This window comes from Flavobacterium sp. P1_E4 (assembly GCF_056405915.1).
Map to the genome: position 1 here is coordinate 1 of NZ_JBFUBE010000006.1, position 15203 is coordinate 15203.

General features: G+C 33.5%; 17 protein-coding genes and 2 tRNA genes. 11 read left to right on the forward strand and 8 right to left on the reverse strand.

The genetic code is table 11. From position 1 onward, the window contains the following. Positions 1 to 750: 750 nt before the first annotated feature. From AC1DY0_RS07720 to AC1DY0_RS07750, 7 genes are all read left to right on the forward strand, one after another. Complete coding sequence (locus AC1DY0_RS07720; RefSeq protein ID WP_116797295.1) at positions 751 to 1173, forward strand: DUF2721 domain-containing protein; 423 nt, start codon at positions 751 to 753, stop codon at positions 1171 to 1173. Between the two features lie 54 nt (positions 1174 to 1227). Further along, complete coding sequence (locus AC1DY0_RS07725) at positions 1228 to 2121, forward strand: EamA family transporter (RefSeq protein WP_477188053.1); 894 nt, start codon at positions 1228 to 1230, stop codon at positions 2119 to 2121. 161 nt (positions 2122 to 2282) lie between these two features. Beyond that, on the forward strand, positions 2283 to 2990 hold the full coding sequence (gene aqpZ / locus AC1DY0_RS07730; RefSeq protein WP_477188054.1) for an aquaporin Z: 708 nt from the start codon (positions 2283 to 2285) through the stop codon (positions 2988 to 2990). 75 nt (positions 2991 to 3065) lie between these two features. Continuing rightward, a complete protein-coding gene (locus AC1DY0_RS07735) occupies positions 3066 to 3668 on the forward strand; it encodes an alpha-ketoglutarate-dependent dioxygenase AlkB family protein (protein ID WP_477188055.1) in 603 nt (200 codons plus the stop codon). Positions 3669 to 3866: 198 nt separating this feature from the next. Continuing rightward, complete coding sequence (locus AC1DY0_RS07740) at positions 3867 to 4145, forward strand: DUF2805 domain-containing protein (RefSeq protein ID WP_310008660.1); 279 nt, start codon at positions 3867 to 3869, stop codon at positions 4143 to 4145. A 229-nt stretch (positions 4146 to 4374) separates the two neighbouring features. Then, positions 4375 to 6237, forward strand: a complete 1863-nt coding sequence (locus AC1DY0_RS07745; RefSeq protein WP_477188056.1) for a M61 family metallopeptidase — start codon at positions 4375 to 4377, stop codon at positions 6235 to 6237. A 299-nt stretch (positions 6238 to 6536) separates the two neighbouring features. Next, positions 6537 to 7253 (forward strand): DUF4369 domain-containing protein, encoded by a 717-nt coding sequence (locus tag AC1DY0_RS07750; protein WP_477188057.1) that lies wholly within the window; start codon positions 6537 to 6539, stop codon positions 7251 to 7253. A gap of 335 nt (positions 7254 to 7588) precedes the next feature. Here AC1DY0_RS07750 and AC1DY0_RS07755 read toward each other — a convergent pair whose 3' ends face one another. The 8 genes from AC1DY0_RS07755 to idi form a co-directional block, all read right to left on the reverse strand. Next, positions 7589 to 8317: a superoxide dismutase gene (locus tag AC1DY0_RS07755; protein ID WP_477188058.1), complete on the reverse strand. Its 729-nt coding sequence runs from the start codon at positions 8315 to 8317 to the stop codon at positions 7589 to 7591. Between the two features lie 205 nt (positions 8318 to 8522). Further along, positions 8523 to 8596: transfer RNA gene (locus AC1DY0_RS07760), tRNA-Thr, on the reverse strand. Between the two features lie 73 nt (positions 8597 to 8669). Further along, positions 8670 to 8743, reverse strand: a tRNA-Thr gene (locus tag AC1DY0_RS07765). Between the two features lie 75 nt (positions 8744 to 8818). Beyond that, entirely contained in the window at positions 8819 to 9088 is a 270-nt protein-coding gene (locus AC1DY0_RS07770; protein WP_111410923.1) for a hypothetical protein, read from the reverse strand. A gap of 56 nt (positions 9089 to 9144) precedes the next feature. Further along, on the reverse strand, positions 9145 to 10113 hold the full coding sequence (locus tag AC1DY0_RS07775) for a type I phosphomannose isomerase catalytic subunit (protein ID WP_477188059.1): 969 nt from the start codon (positions 10111 to 10113) through the stop codon (positions 9145 to 9147). A gap of 62 nt (positions 10114 to 10175) precedes the next feature. Further along, positions 10176 to 10631 (reverse strand): peroxiredoxin, encoded by a 456-nt coding sequence (locus AC1DY0_RS07780; RefSeq protein ID WP_477188060.1) that lies wholly within the window; start codon positions 10629 to 10631, stop codon positions 10176 to 10178. Then, positions 10631 to 11041, reverse strand: coding sequence for a 6-pyruvoyl trahydropterin synthase family protein (locus AC1DY0_RS07785; RefSeq protein ID WP_477188061.1), 411 nt, complete (start codon positions 11039 to 11041; stop codon positions 10631 to 10633). The genes AC1DY0_RS07780 and AC1DY0_RS07785 overlap by 1 nt, the downstream gene beginning before the upstream one ends. A gap of 94 nt (positions 11042 to 11135) precedes the next feature. Then, on the reverse strand, positions 11136 to 11663 hold the full coding sequence (gene idi / locus AC1DY0_RS07790; RefSeq protein WP_477188062.1) for an isopentenyl-diphosphate Delta-isomerase: 528 nt from the start codon (positions 11661 to 11663) through the stop codon (positions 11136 to 11138). Positions 11664 to 11832: 169 nt separating this feature from the next. Between idi and AC1DY0_RS07795 the strand changes: the two genes are divergently transcribed. From AC1DY0_RS07795 to AC1DY0_RS07810, 4 genes are all read left to right on the forward strand, one after another. After that, on the forward strand, positions 11833 to 12288 hold the full coding sequence (locus AC1DY0_RS07795) for a GNAT family N-acetyltransferase (protein ID WP_477188063.1): 456 nt from the start codon (positions 11833 to 11835) through the stop codon (positions 12286 to 12288). Between the two features lie 240 nt (positions 12289 to 12528). Beyond that, positions 12529 to 13080, forward strand: coding sequence for a peptide-methionine (R)-S-oxide reductase MsrB (gene msrB, locus AC1DY0_RS07800; RefSeq protein ID WP_477188064.1), 552 nt, complete (start codon positions 12529 to 12531; stop codon positions 13078 to 13080). Positions 13081 to 13098: 18 nt separating this feature from the next. Beyond that, complete coding sequence (msrA, locus tag AC1DY0_RS07805) at positions 13099 to 13725, forward strand: peptide-methionine (S)-S-oxide reductase MsrA (protein ID WP_477188065.1); 627 nt, start codon at positions 13099 to 13101, stop codon at positions 13723 to 13725. Positions 13726 to 13867: 142 nt separating this feature from the next. Next, positions 13868 to 15184 (forward strand): amidohydrolase, encoded by a 1317-nt coding sequence (locus tag AC1DY0_RS07810; RefSeq protein ID WP_477188066.1) that lies wholly within the window; start codon positions 13868 to 13870, stop codon positions 15182 to 15184. The last annotated feature ends 19 nt before the right edge of the window (positions 15185 to 15203 follow it).

The window sequence follows — 15203 nt, forward strand, 5'->3', positions numbered from 1 at the left end:
ATATAAAAACGGCTGTCAATTCAATATGTCTAGGAACGTGTTCTTCTTGTTTCTTATGCACTAGTCTTTCGATTAGCGGGTGCAAAAGTACAAAGCTTTTTCTTTTCTCACAAGCTTTTTTGAATCTTTTTTGAAAATAAATTTTCAGTTTCAATTCGTTTGCTTGTCAGTATGTGAAAGAACTTGTGCGTTGTTGCGGGTGCAAAAGTAGCACGTTTATTCGTTTAAACAATGGCTTTTTACATTTATTTTACTTTAATTTTACAATTAATTTTTAACGCATTGATATATTGAAATTTACAGATAACCTTTTTTGTGGATTTCAAAATTTCAATAGGCTGTTTCTTATAATTTAATCGCTTTTGCTCCTTTCTGGTTTGTTTTGGGGTTGGAATGGCTTGAAAAAAATGTAAAAAAAACGGATTTCTGCGGCTCTTTCCTTTTTCAAACCGCATCTCCTATATATAAGAAGTGGTTTTCCTTCTGTAAATGGATCTCCTATATATAAGCTATGAATCTTTTGCTTTCTTTCTTATGAAAAACCCAAGCCCTAGCCCCGATAGTAGCGAAAATCCTTGTGGTCCGGGGTTCGGACCACAAGATTGTAGCGGATAGCGGGAAATAGCTCCTGAATATTGGGATTTTGGCTACCTTATATATTACCCCTTCTTTTCGACCTTCTACAAACTATACTTGCGGTTTTTATTACTGCTTAAAAAAAACGAACTTTGCAATCTAAAAATTACATTAATGACACTTCATATAGAAACTCCTGCTTTACTGTTTTCGGCAACTTCATTAATCTTGTTGGCTTACACTAATCGGTTTTTGACACTCGCGACCATTATACGCGGCCTGAAGAAAGCCTATAAAGAAAAGGAGAATCGATTGATTTTGCTGGAAATAAAAAACCTCAACCTGCGATTGACTCTTATTCGCTTTATGCAGATGGCAGGTGTGTTGAGTTTATTTCTGTCTGTTTTTACAATGCTGGTATTATTCTTAGATTATCAGCTGACTGGAATTTATTTATTTGGTTTCAGTTTGCTTGCTCTGTTAATCTCTTTGGCACTTTGCTTTTGGGAGATTAACATTTCGGTTGATGCACTGCGTTTGCATTTGAGTGATTTGACCCATAAAGAGCTCGAAAAAGAACAACAGCCGACTATCTAATCAAAGTCGATTTCTTTTTATCACAAAGAAACATCTAAACACACACATTCAAATATGTTTAAAAACAATACACTCAAAGGAGTATTTTTGGTAGGATTTGGCGCGACTAGTTACGGAATGCTAGCCACATTTGTAAAAATGGCTTATGACGAAGGATATACTACCGCCGAAGTTACTATCTCACAATTCGTATTAGGAATTACCGGAATTCTTATCATTAATTGGTTTCAAAAAGCCAAAAGCGAAAATGACGTTATCAAAGCCACAAAGAAAAACATATTCCAGTTGATGATTGCGGGCACTTCTATGGGACTGACCAGTGTCTTTTATTATATGGCCGTTAAATATATTCCTGTTTCTATTGCCATTGTATTATTAATGCAAACGGTGTGGATTGGTTTGATTCTGGAAATGATTCTGGAAAAAAAAATCCCTTCAACACAAAAAATAGTGGCGGCTCTTGTGGTTTTAACAGGAACACTTTTGGCTACCAACATCTTTAAAAATGAAATTCAGTTGGATTGGAGAGGACTTGTTATGGGAATGTTGGCTGCCTGTTCATTCACAACCACTATGTTTACTGCCAATCGAGTTGCCTTAGGAATTTCTTCAGCACAACGCAGTTTGTATATGCTTTTGGGAGGAGCTGTAATTGTTTTTGCCTTTGGAATCGCGACACAAAACACAGAATTCCATTATACAATATTCCTTAAATGGGGAATCATACTATCCCTTTTTGGTACAATTATCCCACCAATGCTTATGAATGCTGGATTTCCGCTTACAGGAATTGGATTAGGAAGTATAGTTTCGGCACTTGAACTTCCTGTTTCGGTTTTAATGGCTTATTTTCTTTTACATGAAAATGTTGTTTTGTTACAATGGGTAGGTATACTCCTCATTATATTGGCTATCATTATAATGAATATCAACTTCAAAAAAGAGTAATCTCACTGATTATCAGCTTTAAAAAAATACAGTTATAGTTATTATTTGTTAATTTTTTTATAAATTCGTAATCCATACAATTCTTATTAAATTACAGAGGCTTTGTATTGAAAACTATTTTAAACATTTTACCTATTAGCTATTAACTTAATTTTTTTATCATGAAAAAACTTTTTGCAGAATTTTTCGGAACGTATTGGTTGGTTTTTGGAGGTTGTGGTAGTGCATTATTCGCCGCAGGCATACCTGATTTAGGAATTGGATTTGTGGGAGTTTCATTGGCCTTTGGTTTAACTGTTTTGACCATGGCTTACGCTGTTGGACATATCTCAGGAGGGCATTTTAATCCAGCTGTCTCTTTTGGATTATGGGCTGGCGGAAGATTTTCGGCTAAAGAATTACTTCCTTATATAATAGCACAATGCGTAGGTGCTGTTGCAGCTGCCGGAACACTTTATACTATTGCTTCTGGAAAAGCTGGATTTATGATAGATAATACTAAAGCTGGCGCTTTTGCATCTAATGGATATGGTGCTTTTTCTCCAGATGGTTATTCTATGCAAGCTGCTTTTATTGCTGAATTTGTACTAACATTATTTTTCCTTTTAATTATACTTGGCGCCACTGATAAATTTGCCAATGGAAGATTTGCCGGGATTGCTATTGGACTTGGACTTACCCTTATTCATTTAATCAGTATTCCAATTACGAACACTTCTGTAAATCCTGCAAGATCATTATCTCAGGCTATTTTCGTAGGTGGTGAACCACTATCTCAACTTTGGTTGTTTTGGGCCGCTCCTATTTTGGGTGCTATTGTAGCTGGTTTTATCTATAAAAATTTATTGCAAGACCATTCTGAAGCTTAGATTTTATAATCAAAAAATAAATTATAAAGAGAAAAACGAAATACTAGATTTTGTTTTTCTCTTTATTTTTGCAATATGAATTCACTATTTCAATCCGAGCCCATAGTTTTTAATTTACCAGATGCTGAAATCATATACTTCCCTGCTTTTCTTTCAAAAGAAGAAGCTGATTCACTTTTTCAGGAATTACTTGAAAACATTCCTTGGCAACAGGATGAAATTACGGTTTATGGCAAAAAACATCTACAGCCGCGATTAACCGCTTTATACGGGAACGAAGGAAAACCTTACTCCTACTCTAATATCACTATGCAACCTCATCATTGGACATTGTCTTTACAAAAAATTAAATCGCTTGTAGAAAGTGTTTCCAAAACTAATTTCACAACCGTTTTATTGAATTATTACAGAGATGGCAGCGATAGTAATGGATGGCATGCGGATAATGAAAAAGAATTAGGCATAAATCCCGTAATCGCATCATTAAGTTTAGGAGCAGAACGCAACTTTCAATTGAAACACAACTTTGATACCACTCAAAAAAAGAACCTTATTTTAGAAAACGGAAGTTTGTTATTAATGCAAGGAACTACACAGCATTTCTGGAAACATCAAGTCCCAAAAACAGCCAAACCTATCGGGCCAAGAATAAATCTAACCTTTCGAGTAATCAAATAAGCTAACTGAAAAGAAAACAATCGATCGGAAATTAATTTAAACTCTTTTTAAAAAGTATCGCACGTCAAAAAAGAATTAAAAATTTGAATATTTTTTTTAATTAAAATAAAAAGTAATAATTATTTTTATTAATATTGGTATAAGATTTAAAATCAGATTTATTAATCATTAACACCAAATAGAATTAATTTTCACGTGATGAAAAAGAGTAACCGCAAAGAATTAAACTGGGAACAAACAGAAAGACTTGTTACATTGGCCCAAGAAGAAAGAAATCCGTTTGAGATTATCAAGAAAGAATTCGGCTTAGACGAGAAAGAGGTTCTTGAAATTATGAAAAAGAAAATGCCAACCGAAAAATATGAAATGTGGAAAAAGAAAGCTATTGCAAGTAAACCAAAGCCGAAACCTCTTAAAATCGATGATTTTGACGAAGATTTAGATGGAAAATATTACATAAAAAACAAACTAGACTAACCAAACCTTTTAAACTCCTGAATTTCAGGAGTTTTTTTTTATTCCACTTTTAATCCGTTGAGCGCTGTGAATCAAGCAAGTATTAACATTTGAAACAATAAAACAGTTCTTTCCAGCGAGTAGCAGCTACCCTTTTTAGTTATTTTTTTGCAACAACCTCTTTAATTAAAACATTTTTGTAACATTTTTAGTTTTTGAAATACTAATGCACAAAACAAACACTTACAAAATGAAAAAAATAATCTTTGCATTTGCTTTTTCTTCTCTAATTTGGACAAGCAAAGCTAGCACTACAAATCCAGTAGATTCAAAAAAAGAAGAAATTGAAGTCAACATCAATCTTATTGATGTAAAGGATGACCAAGTTTTGGTTACTGTAAAAGCTCCAAAAATCAAAACAGACGAAATCACTTATAGTCTTCCAAAAACAGTTCCTGGAACCTATTCAGTAGATGATTACGGAAAATACGTTGCTGATTTTAAAGCCTATGACAGCAAAGGAAACTTATTGACTGTTACCAAAACAGATGATAACACTTGGTCAATCAAAAAAGCAAAATCATTAGCAAAAATTACTTACCTAGTAAACGACACTTTTGACACTGAAAAAGGAAGAGGTTTTGGAAAAGATGATGTATTCTCTCCAACCGGTACAAACATAGATGTGAATAAAAACTTTATGCTAAACTTACATGGTTTTGTTGGATACTTTCAAGACAAAAAAGAGATTCCTTATAAAGTTACCATTACTCATCCTGAAACAATTTGGGGAGCAACTTCAATGATTGACAAAGATGCTTCTTCAACAGTAGATCTTTTTGAAATGCCACTTTATTCAGAATTAATCGAAAACCCTATCATGTATTCCAAACCTGACTACACTTCTTTTACTGTAGATGGTATGGATATTCAAATTGCAGTATACTCACCATCAGGAAAATTCACAGCAGAGAGTATTACTCCAGAAATGAAAACAATGATGACTGCTCAAAAAACTTTTTTAGGAAAAATCAATTCCACAAAAAAATACACTGTAATTCTTTATCTTTCTACAATGTCACCAACCGATGCAAAAGGTTTTGGTGCATTGGAACATCCTACAGCAACTACTGTTGTTATGCCAGAAATGATGCCAAAAGACGAATTGGTAAAACAAATGAAAGATGTAGTTTCACATGAATTTTTTCATATCGTAACTCCATTAACAATCCATTCAAAAGAAATCCAATATTTTGATTATAATGCACCAAAAATGTCTCAACATTTATGGATGTATGAAGGTGTAACTGAATATTTCGCCAATCTTTTCCAAATCAATCAAGGATTAATAAATGAGAATGAATTCTATTCTCGTATATCCGAAAAAATAGAAAGCGCCAACGCTTTGAATGACACCATGCCATTTACAACGATGAGTGCTAATGTACTAACTGAGCCTTATAAAGATCAATACTTAAATGTATATCAAAAAGGAGCATTAATCGGAATGTGTTTGGATATACAAATCAGAGAAAGTAGCGGAGGAAAAAGAGGAATATTAGATTTAATGCATCAATTATCTAATGAATATGGAGTTTCAAAACCATTTAATGATGCTGATTTATTTGCAAAAATAACGTCATTAACCTATCCTGAAGTTGGAACTTTTTTAACAACATATGTATCTGGACCAACACCTATTCCTTACTATGAGTATTTAGCAAAAGTTGGAGTAACAAAAGTTACCAAAAAAACATCAGAAGGGATATTCCTAAAAGGTCAGGCTCCATACATCGCTGTTAATCATGAAACCAACGAGATTTTTGTAGCTCCAAACAAAGAATTGACTATTTTCTATACAGCATTAGACTTAAAAGGTGGAGATATCATCCTTGCCATCAATGACAAACCTTATTCTCTAAGCAACATTTACGACATGATTTCAGAAAGTCAAAAATGGAAAGAGAACGATGCAATCTCTATAAAAATTAAACGCGACGGAAAAGAGCAAGTATTAAAAGGAACAGTAAAACTTCCTTATATAGATACCGATGGTCTTGAAGCAACCGATGCTTCAAAAGCAGCTTTGAGAGAAGCCTGGCTGAAAGGATAATCTTAATACCGTTTGTTATTTCAAAATACTCCAATAAAAATTGAGCCAAATGAAAATATACAACGGCATTATACCAACCTCATTAGATATAATATAATGACGAAAGGTATAACAACCTTACACAAAATCCCATTCGCGGCGGCGAATGGGATTTTTTTTTGAAATTCACTCTCATTAAAACGGTTCATTCCAACAATTTTCTTTATTTTGCGCCAAAAATAAACAAAACTAAAATCGCCCTAATTCAACAATGAGAATAGCGTTTTTATGTTTCCCAAAAAAACAAATATTATTTACACATGAAAAATTCAATTATTGCTTTTGTTACTCTATTTCTTTTGGTTGCTTGTAACAAAAATGAATCCAAAACAAATCTGCATATCACAGGAAACATCAAAGGATTAAAAGAAGGAACTTTGTACATTCAAAGATATGCTGACTCTTCCCTTGTGGCGATCGATAGCATCAAAATTGACGGAAATTCTGCTTTTGAAAGTAACATTGACTTAAAATCTCCCGAAATGCTGTACCTATATCTTGACAGAGGTGTAACTAACTCACTTGACAACAACATCATGTTTTTTGCAGAACCTGGAACAATCAATATTGACACAAACTTAGATTCATTTATTTCAAGTGCCAAAATTACTGGTTCAAAAAACCAGGAATTATATGAGGAATACAAAAAAATAAATTCTCGTTTCAGTGACGAAAATCTAACCTTGATTGAGCAAAAATTTAAAGCTATAAAAAGCAATAATGCAAAAGCAATAGATAGCATAAACGCTTTGCAAGACAACAATATAAAACGTAAATATCTTTACGCAACCAATTTTGCAGTAAACAATAAAGATCATGAAGTATCTCCGTATATTGCATTAGCCGAAATTTATGATATCAACATCAAATATTTGGATACCATTCAAAAATCAATGACTCCAAAAGTAGCCAAGTCTCTTTATGGTAAAAAACTGACTAAATACGTTAATGCCATAAAAGAGACTGAAGCAAAATAATTCAACTTTATTTTATAAATCGAAACCGCCTATCAAGGCGGTTTTTTTGTATCCATAATTCAACAAAGATTTACTTCATCAGTTCATCAAAACTCATTTGGGCGAGACCCCATTTTCGGGAAGGGCCAAATCCACTTTTTCGCTTATACGGCCCTTTCCAAAAATACGGTCGGGCTATCCACGCTACTTCGGTAGCTAGCTTCTATCCCTCTCGCGAACCAATAGGAATCAACAACAATAGTGAAAGAAATCAAATTCTATTTAAAACAAAAAAGGATATTTGTCTATTGCAACAAATATCCTTTTTGAAATAAAATATTCAACCTTTAAATATACTATCTAGTTAATTTCAAGGCATCGTTCAATCGCAATGCCACATTATCCCAATTGATAATATTAAAAAGTGCATCAACAAAATCAGTACGCTTGTTTTTGTATTTCAAATAATAGGCATGTTCCCAAACATCAATAACCAATAATGGAATCGCTCCCCATTGTGTAAGTTTTTCGTGGTTTTCGCATTGCAAGATTACTAAGCTATCACTGTAAGGTTGATAAGCTAATATCCCCCAACCATTACCATCTACATTTTTGGCAGTTGCAGCAATCAATACTTTAAGTCGATCGAAACTTCCAAAACTTTTCTCAATTCGCTTTAATAAATCTCCTTGAGGCAAATTGCTTTTATTAGTGAGATTTGTCCAAAATATAGAATGTAATATATGAGATGAAAAATGATAAGATAACTTTTTCGTCCAAAAATCAACTGTTTCCAAATTGTTTTCGTCTAATGCCTTTTTTATCATTTGTAAATCCTTGTTAGCTCCTTTTACTGCTCCACCATGATGAAAAGTATAATGCAAATGCAAGGTTTCTGCATCCATATAGGGTTCTAGAAAATTTTCGCTGTATGGCAAAGTTTGCTGAATATAATTACCATTAACATCCACCAATTTGTCAATTGAATTATCGGCTAAATTTTCAGCAAACGCATTGGTCGTAGGAAGCACTAATGCCGCTGCGCCAAATAAAGTACTCGATTTTAAAAAATCTTTTCTGTTCATAGTATTAATTTATAACAATCCCTGCAACTGTTGCAACAACAATAATTTGAAGTTCTTGAATTTTAGTAATTATAAAGTAAAGAAAAAAAATATAAAAATAACCATTAGTACTGTATGAATATGTGACCTTTAGAAATTGACTAAAATCATAAACAGTCATAAAACAAAAAAACCACCTAACAAAAGTTAGATGGTTTTACTAAAGAGCCGGCGGAGGGACTCGAACCCACGACCTGCTGATTACAAATCAGCTGCTCTAGCCAACTGAGCTACGCTGGCGGACTCAATATATTTTGTAATGTGTCAACTTAAATAAAAAACCATCTAAATGAATAGATGGTTTTTTTTAAAGAGCCGGCGGAGGGACTCGAACCCACGACCTGCTGATTACAAATCAGCTGCTCTAGCCAACTGAGCTACGCTGGCGACTCATTACGGGTGCAAATATAAGTCTGAATTTCGTTTTTCCAAAATAAATTCAAACTTTTTTTGCCCTTTTTTTTACTGCAAATCGTTGATTTTACCAATCAATTGATTAGCAGTTTGTTCCAATTCTACATTTATTTGTTTGAAATGTGCTTTTTTGTTTTCAACATTTTTAGCATTCACTTTAGTGATCAAAACATCAAAAGCAGCGATAGCTTCGTCAATCAATGCATTCGTTTCTTCAGTAGGTTTTCCTGTTGTAGAAATTTCAAACAAGTAAACTGCTTCAATAATATCTCCTAAAACGTAGTTGATGTCTTTCTTTAAATTCTTAACGTTTGCCATTTTATTTTTTATTTAATTTGCGTTTGCAAAAGTACACATAATCTTTCTATTCCCAACTATGAAATGTAAATTTCTAAAATAGAAGCTTTTCCCTTCAAATTATAATTCTTCATCGCAGCAGGAACTAGAACTGTATCCCCTTTTTTATATTGATAAATTACACCATCGTAATCAATTTCAAAAGAACCTTCCGCACACATATATACCACAAAAGAAGTCCCGGAATTCAGAACATTTTTCTCATTTTCAAGTGGAATAAAATTAGTGGTAAAGTATGGGCAGTCAACTACTGTATTCGATTTATTTACCTCTTTGGTATATTCTTTATAGGTGTCGACTTTTTTGTAATTTATGGCATCCAAAGCCAAATCTGCATGAAGTTCCCTAGTATTTCCCTGAGCGTCTTTTCGATCAAAATCATATAAACGATAAGTAATATCAGAAGTTTGTTGTATTTCGGCTATGACCAATCCAGCACCAATAGCGTGAACCGTTCCCGTTTCCAAGAAAAAAACATCTCCTGGTTTTGCTTTTACGGTATCCAATATATCAATCAACGTTTTATTACTAAGATGTTCAACATATTCTTTAGAATTGGAATCATGCTTGAATCCTACAATAATTCTAGCATCGGTATCAGCCTGCATAACATACCACATTTCGGTTTTCCCAAAAGAATTATGTCTTGCTTTAGCCAATTCATCATTGGGATGCACTTGGATCGATAAATCTTCACGGGCATCCAAGTATTTAAAAAGTAAAGGAAATTGATTCCCAAATCTTTTATAAACCGCTGTTCCTAGAATTTCATTTGGAAATTCATTGATTAATTCTGTCAATGCTTTTCCTTTATAATCACCATTTGCAACAACGCTTACATCTCCTTCAACGGTGGACAACTCCCAACTTTCCCCAGTAATACTAGATGTAATTGGTTTGTTCAAAATTGTTTTTAGTTTTTCCCCACCCCAAATTCTTTCTTTCAAGATTGCATCAAACTGTAACGGATATATTTTTGAGTTCATATTTTTTATTTGCAAATTTCAACACTTTTATAATCAAACAGTAATACTATTTTGTCAATTTTTTACTGTAATTTTTTAATCGCTTCAAGAGCTTTTGGAATATGCAGTTTAGCCATCATACTGTCAAATACCATGATGACTGTTCCGGTTTTGTCGGCAACATAAGTAACTCTGCCCGGCAATATCCCAAACAAACCGGAAGGCACTCCAAAAAGTTTCCTTATCTTCTTATCCGTATCCGACAAAAGAATAAAAGGCAAGTTGTATTGTTGGCTAAATTTTTGATGTGACTCAATACTATCGCTGCTAATTCCGATTACTTCGGCACCCAAATCTTTAAAATCTTCATATTGATCTCTAAAACTACAGGCTTGAACTGTACATCCGGGTGTATTATCTTTTGGATAAAAATAAATAACTAATGGTTTTTGCCCAATTATTTCCTGACTGTCAAAGTCATTCCCATTGGTGTCTTTTGCCTTAAAATTTGGAATTTTATCTCCTACTTTCAATTCCATTATTCTCCTTTATAGGTTACAAAATTGCGTGGTGTTTCATAAAGAACCACTTCCAAATCCAAATCCAATTTTACTTTTTTACGTATTTTATTCCAAATCACCACTACAATATTTTCTGCAGTGGGGTTTAAATCTAGAAATTCGGGTACATCCAAATTCAAATTTTTATGGTCAAATTGATCCTCAACCTCTTCCTTAATAATATCGGTTAAAAATTTCACATCCATAACATAGCCTGTTTCTTTGTCTATTTCCCCCGTAACACTAACTATTAATTCATAGTTGTGTCCGTGAAAATTAGGATTATTGCATTTGCCAAAGACGGCATCATTTTGTTCGAAAGTCCAATCTTTTCGATACAAACGATGGGCTGCATTAAAATGAGCTTTTCTGGATATGGTTACTCTCATAGGGAATTTTGAGGTTTAGGAGTTAAAATTTTTGATTTCTACATTTTGACCCGAGCGACATCGAACAGGCGAAGCAAATCTAAAATATGCAATCTTATATTGTATGCTCTTCCAGAAAATGATAAAATTCATCAAAAATAATTTTGAACCAAACGGTGTAAATTTCTGGATTTAAAAGCATATCACTTTGTATATCTTCAATTTTCATCCATTTCCAATCTTCAACTTCTTCGGGATTAATCATAGGTTCCTCATTGTAATAGCCAATCATTACATGATCAAGCTCATGCTCAGTCAAACCATTATCAAAAGGAGCTTTGTAAATAAAATTAAAAAGTTCTTTTAACTCCGTCTTAAAGCCCATTTCCTCATACAATCTACGGCTACCGGCTTGAATATTTGTTTCACCGTCTCGCTGATGACTACAGCAAGTATTCGTCCATAATAAAGGGGAATGGTATTTTTGATGTGCTCTTTGTTGGAGCATAATTTCATTTTTATCATTTAGAACAAAAACTGAGAAAGCACGATGTAAAATGGCTTTTTCATGTGCTTCCAATTTGGCCATTAAACCAATTTGTTCATCTAATTCATTTACTAATATTACTTGTTCTTCTTCCATATAATCTATTAATAGAACAAAAGTACAAAAAAGATGTGCTTCCCAAAGGCTTTAACATTCTTTTGCTTTTTGTTGAAGATATTCTTTTCATAAATCTTGGAATTCTAACCCTAGAAATTCTACATTTCCTTTTTGTATATTTGATACTATAAAATTCAGTCGCAACACAATGATTTATACACGAAAAGCTACCCTAGATGATCTAGCTATACTCCTTGAATTTGAACAAGGAATTATCGCCGCCGAACGTCCATTTGACCCAACATTGAAAGAAGGGAAAATAAGTTATTACAACATAGAAAAAATGATTTCGGCTACCGATATAGAAGTCGTTGTTGCCGTTTTGGATAAACAAATAATAGGCTCTGGATACGCCAGAATAGAGAACGCAAAACCATATTTAAATCATTCATTGTTTGCCTATTTGGGTTTTATGTTTACACATCCAGACCACAGAGGAAAAGGAGTAAATACCCAGATTATTGAAGCACTGAGCAAGTGGGTTCGCTCCCGAGATATATTTGAAATGCGATTGGATGTCTATAATGATAATCCTTCGGCAATAAGAGCATACGAAAAGGTAGGGTTCAAAAAACATTTAATCAATATGCGCATTGGTTTATAGAAAAAACTTCATCTAATTATTTTTTTTAAAACCAAAAAGTCGTTTTTAACGTAACTAACAATAGTTAAAAATTCTATAAATAGAAATTGAATTGTAAAATACCCGACATTTTGATTGTTATTTGTCCTTTACATTTGGGTATAAAAACAAACACCTTGAAATCGTCATGATTCAAAAGTCACAAATTAAAATTGAAGAATGACGATACCATTTTCAATTAAAAAACAAATTTAACTTCTAATGAAAACAACATCTTTTTTTTGCATTTTACTACTGCTTCCACTATTTGTTTTTCAAGCTTGTGGACAAAGTAAAGAAACGAAGAGTAATGCGATGGCTTCGGTTGAAACATATCAAAGTAAACCTGGAAATCCATATTACTCACATACCGACACTACAAAACTGAATTTGACCGATGCCGAGTGGAAAAAAATTCTACCAGAAGACGTTTATCAAGTTTCTCGCAAAGCCGATACCGAAAGAGCATTTACTGGCAAATATTGGAACACAGACGAAAAAGGAACCTATTATTGTGCAGCTTGTGGCAACCTCCTTTTTCGTTCGGGAGCCAAATTTTCCAGTAGTTGTGGCTGGCCAAGTTTTTTTGAACAAGAAAACAAAAAAAGTATCGTATTTAAAAACGATAATTCTATCGGAATGGAAAGAATAGAAGCTCTTTGTGGAAGATGTGGCGGACATTTAGGACATTTATTTGATGATGGCCCTGCTCCAACGGGCAAAAGATATTGCATGAATTCCATAGCTCTTGATTTTGTTCCAGATGCTAAATAAAACTCAAATTTTATAAAAATGAAAACAATAATTTTAGCCTGTTTGCTATTTACCGGGACACTATTTTCTCAAAACAATAATACAACTAAAAAAATGACACAATCTAATTTTGAAACCATAACACTTGGCGGAGGATGCTACTGGTGCGTAGAGGCTGTTTACGAAAACTTGAAAGGAGTAAAATCTGTAGTTTCAGGTTTTTCAGGAGGAAAAATTGCAAATCCCAGCTATGAAGAAGTTTGTTCTGGAACTACTGGTCATGCTGAAGTAGTTCAAATTACTTTTGACAAAAACGTGACCAATCTTGATGAAATTTTCAAGGTATTCTTCACCGTTCATGACCCAACAACACTTAATAGACAAGGTGCCGATAGAGGAACACAATACCGTTCTGTAATTTTTTACAATAATGAAGAACAAAAACAAGAAGCACAATCTATAATTGCCGAATTAAAAAAAGCTAAAGCGTTTGATAATCCTATCGTGACTACTATAGAACCCTTCACGAAGTTTTACAAAGCTGAAGATTACCATCAAAATTATTATGCCAATAATAAAAACCAGCCGTATTGCCAAATGGTCATACAACCAAAACTTGAAAAATTTGAGAAAGTTTTTAAAGACAAACTGAAAAGCAAAAACTAAAATAGAAACCGTCTTGTTATAAAACAGACGGTTTTTTTTATATCAAACCATTTGTTTTATATCAATCCAATTTAAAGATTTATATTTGGGTGATAATACATTAAAACTAGCATTAACCAAATAAAAAAATCCATTATAAAGAATGAAAAAAAACAAACTCATTGCCATCTTTTTATTCATAAATGGGATAGCATTTACACAAAACACGAACTTAAAAGTAAAAGTTTCACAAAAAGCCAACTCATTAGAATCTAAAGTCATTGCTTGGCGCAGGGATTTTCATCAAAACCCAGAGTTAGGAAACAGAGAATTCAAAACTGCTGAAAAAATAGCCTCTCACCTTCGTTCTTTAGGAATCGAAGTCCAAACAGGGGTAGCAAAAACAGGAGTAGTAGGTATTTTAAGAGGTGGAAAACCAGGTCCTGTTGTTGCACTAAGAGCTGATATGGATGCTCTACCAGTAAAGGAAAGAGTAGATATTCCTTTTGCATCAAAAGCCGAAGCAGACTATAACGGAAAAACCGTAAACATAATGCATGCTTGTGGTCATGATTCTCATATTGCCATTTTGATGGGAACTGCCGAAATTTTGGCATCAATTAAAGATGAGTTACATGGTACTGTGAAATTTATTTTCCAACCTGCAGAAGAAGGACCTCCTGAAGGTGAAGAAGGAGGAGCAGAACTAATGGTCAAAGAAGGTGTTCTTGAAAACCCCAAAGTAGATGTTATCTTTGGACTGCATATCAATGCTCAAACCGAGGTTGGAAAAATAAAATACCGCCCAAAAGGAACTATGGCATCTTCAGATTGGTTTACAATAAAAGTAAAAGGAAAGCAATCTCACGGCGCATATCCTTGGATGTCGATCGATCCAATTGTCACCGCTTCACAAATTATTTTAGGCTTACAAACTATAGTAAGTCGTAATGTAGAGCTTACAGAATCTGCAGCAGTTGTTAGTGTTGGGCAAATAAATGCAGGAGTTCGAAGTAACATTATCCCTGAAGAACTTATAATGAACGGTACCATTCGTACATTGGATAGCAAAACACAAGATTTAATACATTCCAGAATAAAACAAATTTCAACCAATATTGCCGAAAGTGCAGGAGCAACCGCAGATGTTTCTATTACTAAAAAAACATTAATTACTTATAACGACCCCACATTAACACAAAATATGTTACCGACATTAGAAAATGTAGCTGGAAAAGAAAATGTAATATTGACAACAGCAGTAACAGGAGCTGAGGACTTTTCTTTTTACCAAGCAAAAGTTCCAGGATTGTTCATTTTTTTGGGTGGAATGCCAAAAGGAAAGCAAGCTTCAGAAACTGCCGGTCATCACACACCTGATTTTTATATCGACGAAAGTGGCTTTGTATTAGGGATGAAAGCAATGTCTGAATTAACGATTGACTATATGAATATGAATGCGAAAAACAGTAAAAAATAGTAATAAAATGGAGTGTAGT

What these genes read in the sequence shown, in the direction of transcription:
- AC1DY0_RS07720 (WP_116797295.1), top strand. Translation starts at nt 751, where the DNA reads ATGACACTTCATATAGAAACTCCTGCTTTACTGTTTTCGGCAACTTCA.
- AC1DY0_RS07725 (WP_477188053.1), top strand. Translation starts at nt 1,228, where the DNA reads ATGTTTAAAAACAATACACTCAAAGGAGTATTTTTGGTAGGATTTGGC.
- aqpZ (WP_477188054.1), top strand. Translation starts at nt 2,283, where the DNA reads ATGAAAAAACTTTTTGCAGAATTTTTCGGAACGTATTGGTTGGTTTTT.
- AC1DY0_RS07735 (WP_477188055.1), top strand. Translation starts at nt 3,066, where the DNA reads ATGAATTCACTATTTCAATCCGAGCCCATAGTTTTTAATTTACCAGAT.
- AC1DY0_RS07740 (WP_310008660.1), top strand. Translation starts at nt 3,867, where the DNA reads ATGAAAAAGAGTAACCGCAAAGAATTAAACTGGGAACAAACAGAAAGA.
- AC1DY0_RS07745 (WP_477188056.1), top strand. Translation starts at nt 4,375, where the DNA reads ATGAAAAAAATAATCTTTGCATTTGCTTTTTCTTCTCTAATTTGGACA.
- AC1DY0_RS07750 (WP_477188057.1), top strand. Translation starts at nt 6,537, where the DNA reads ATGAAAAATTCAATTATTGCTTTTGTTACTCTATTTCTTTTGGTTGCT.
- AC1DY0_RS07755 (WP_477188058.1), bottom strand. Translation starts at nt 8,317, where the DNA reads ATGAACAGAAAAGATTTTTTAAAATCGAGTACTTTATTTGGCGCAGCG.
- AC1DY0_RS07770 (WP_111410923.1), bottom strand. Translation starts at nt 9,088, where the DNA reads ATGGCAAACGTTAAGAATTTAAAGAAAGACATCAACTACGTTTTAGGA.
- AC1DY0_RS07775 (WP_477188059.1), bottom strand. Translation starts at nt 10,113, where the DNA reads ATGAACTCAAAAATATATCCGTTACAGTTTGATGCAATCTTGAAAGAA.
- AC1DY0_RS07780 (WP_477188060.1), bottom strand. Translation starts at nt 10,631, where the DNA reads ATGGAATTGAAAGTAGGAGATAAAATTCCAAATTTTAAGGCAAAAGAC.
- AC1DY0_RS07785 (WP_477188061.1), bottom strand. Translation starts at nt 11,041, where the DNA reads ATGAGAGTAACCATATCCAGAAAAGCTCATTTTAATGCAGCCCATCGT.
- idi (WP_477188062.1), bottom strand. Translation starts at nt 11,663, where the DNA reads ATGGAAGAAGAACAAGTAATATTAGTAAATGAATTAGATGAACAAATT.
- AC1DY0_RS07795 (WP_477188063.1), top strand. Translation starts at nt 11,833, where the DNA reads ATGATTTATACACGAAAAGCTACCCTAGATGATCTAGCTATACTCCTT.
- msrB (WP_477188064.1), top strand. Translation starts at nt 12,529, where the DNA reads ATGAAAACAACATCTTTTTTTTGCATTTTACTACTGCTTCCACTATTT.
- msrA (WP_477188065.1), top strand. Translation starts at nt 13,099, where the DNA reads ATGAAAACAATAATTTTAGCCTGTTTGCTATTTACCGGGACACTATTT.
- AC1DY0_RS07810 (WP_477188066.1), top strand. Translation starts at nt 13,868, where the DNA reads ATGAAAAAAAACAAACTCATTGCCATCTTTTTATTCATAAATGGGATA.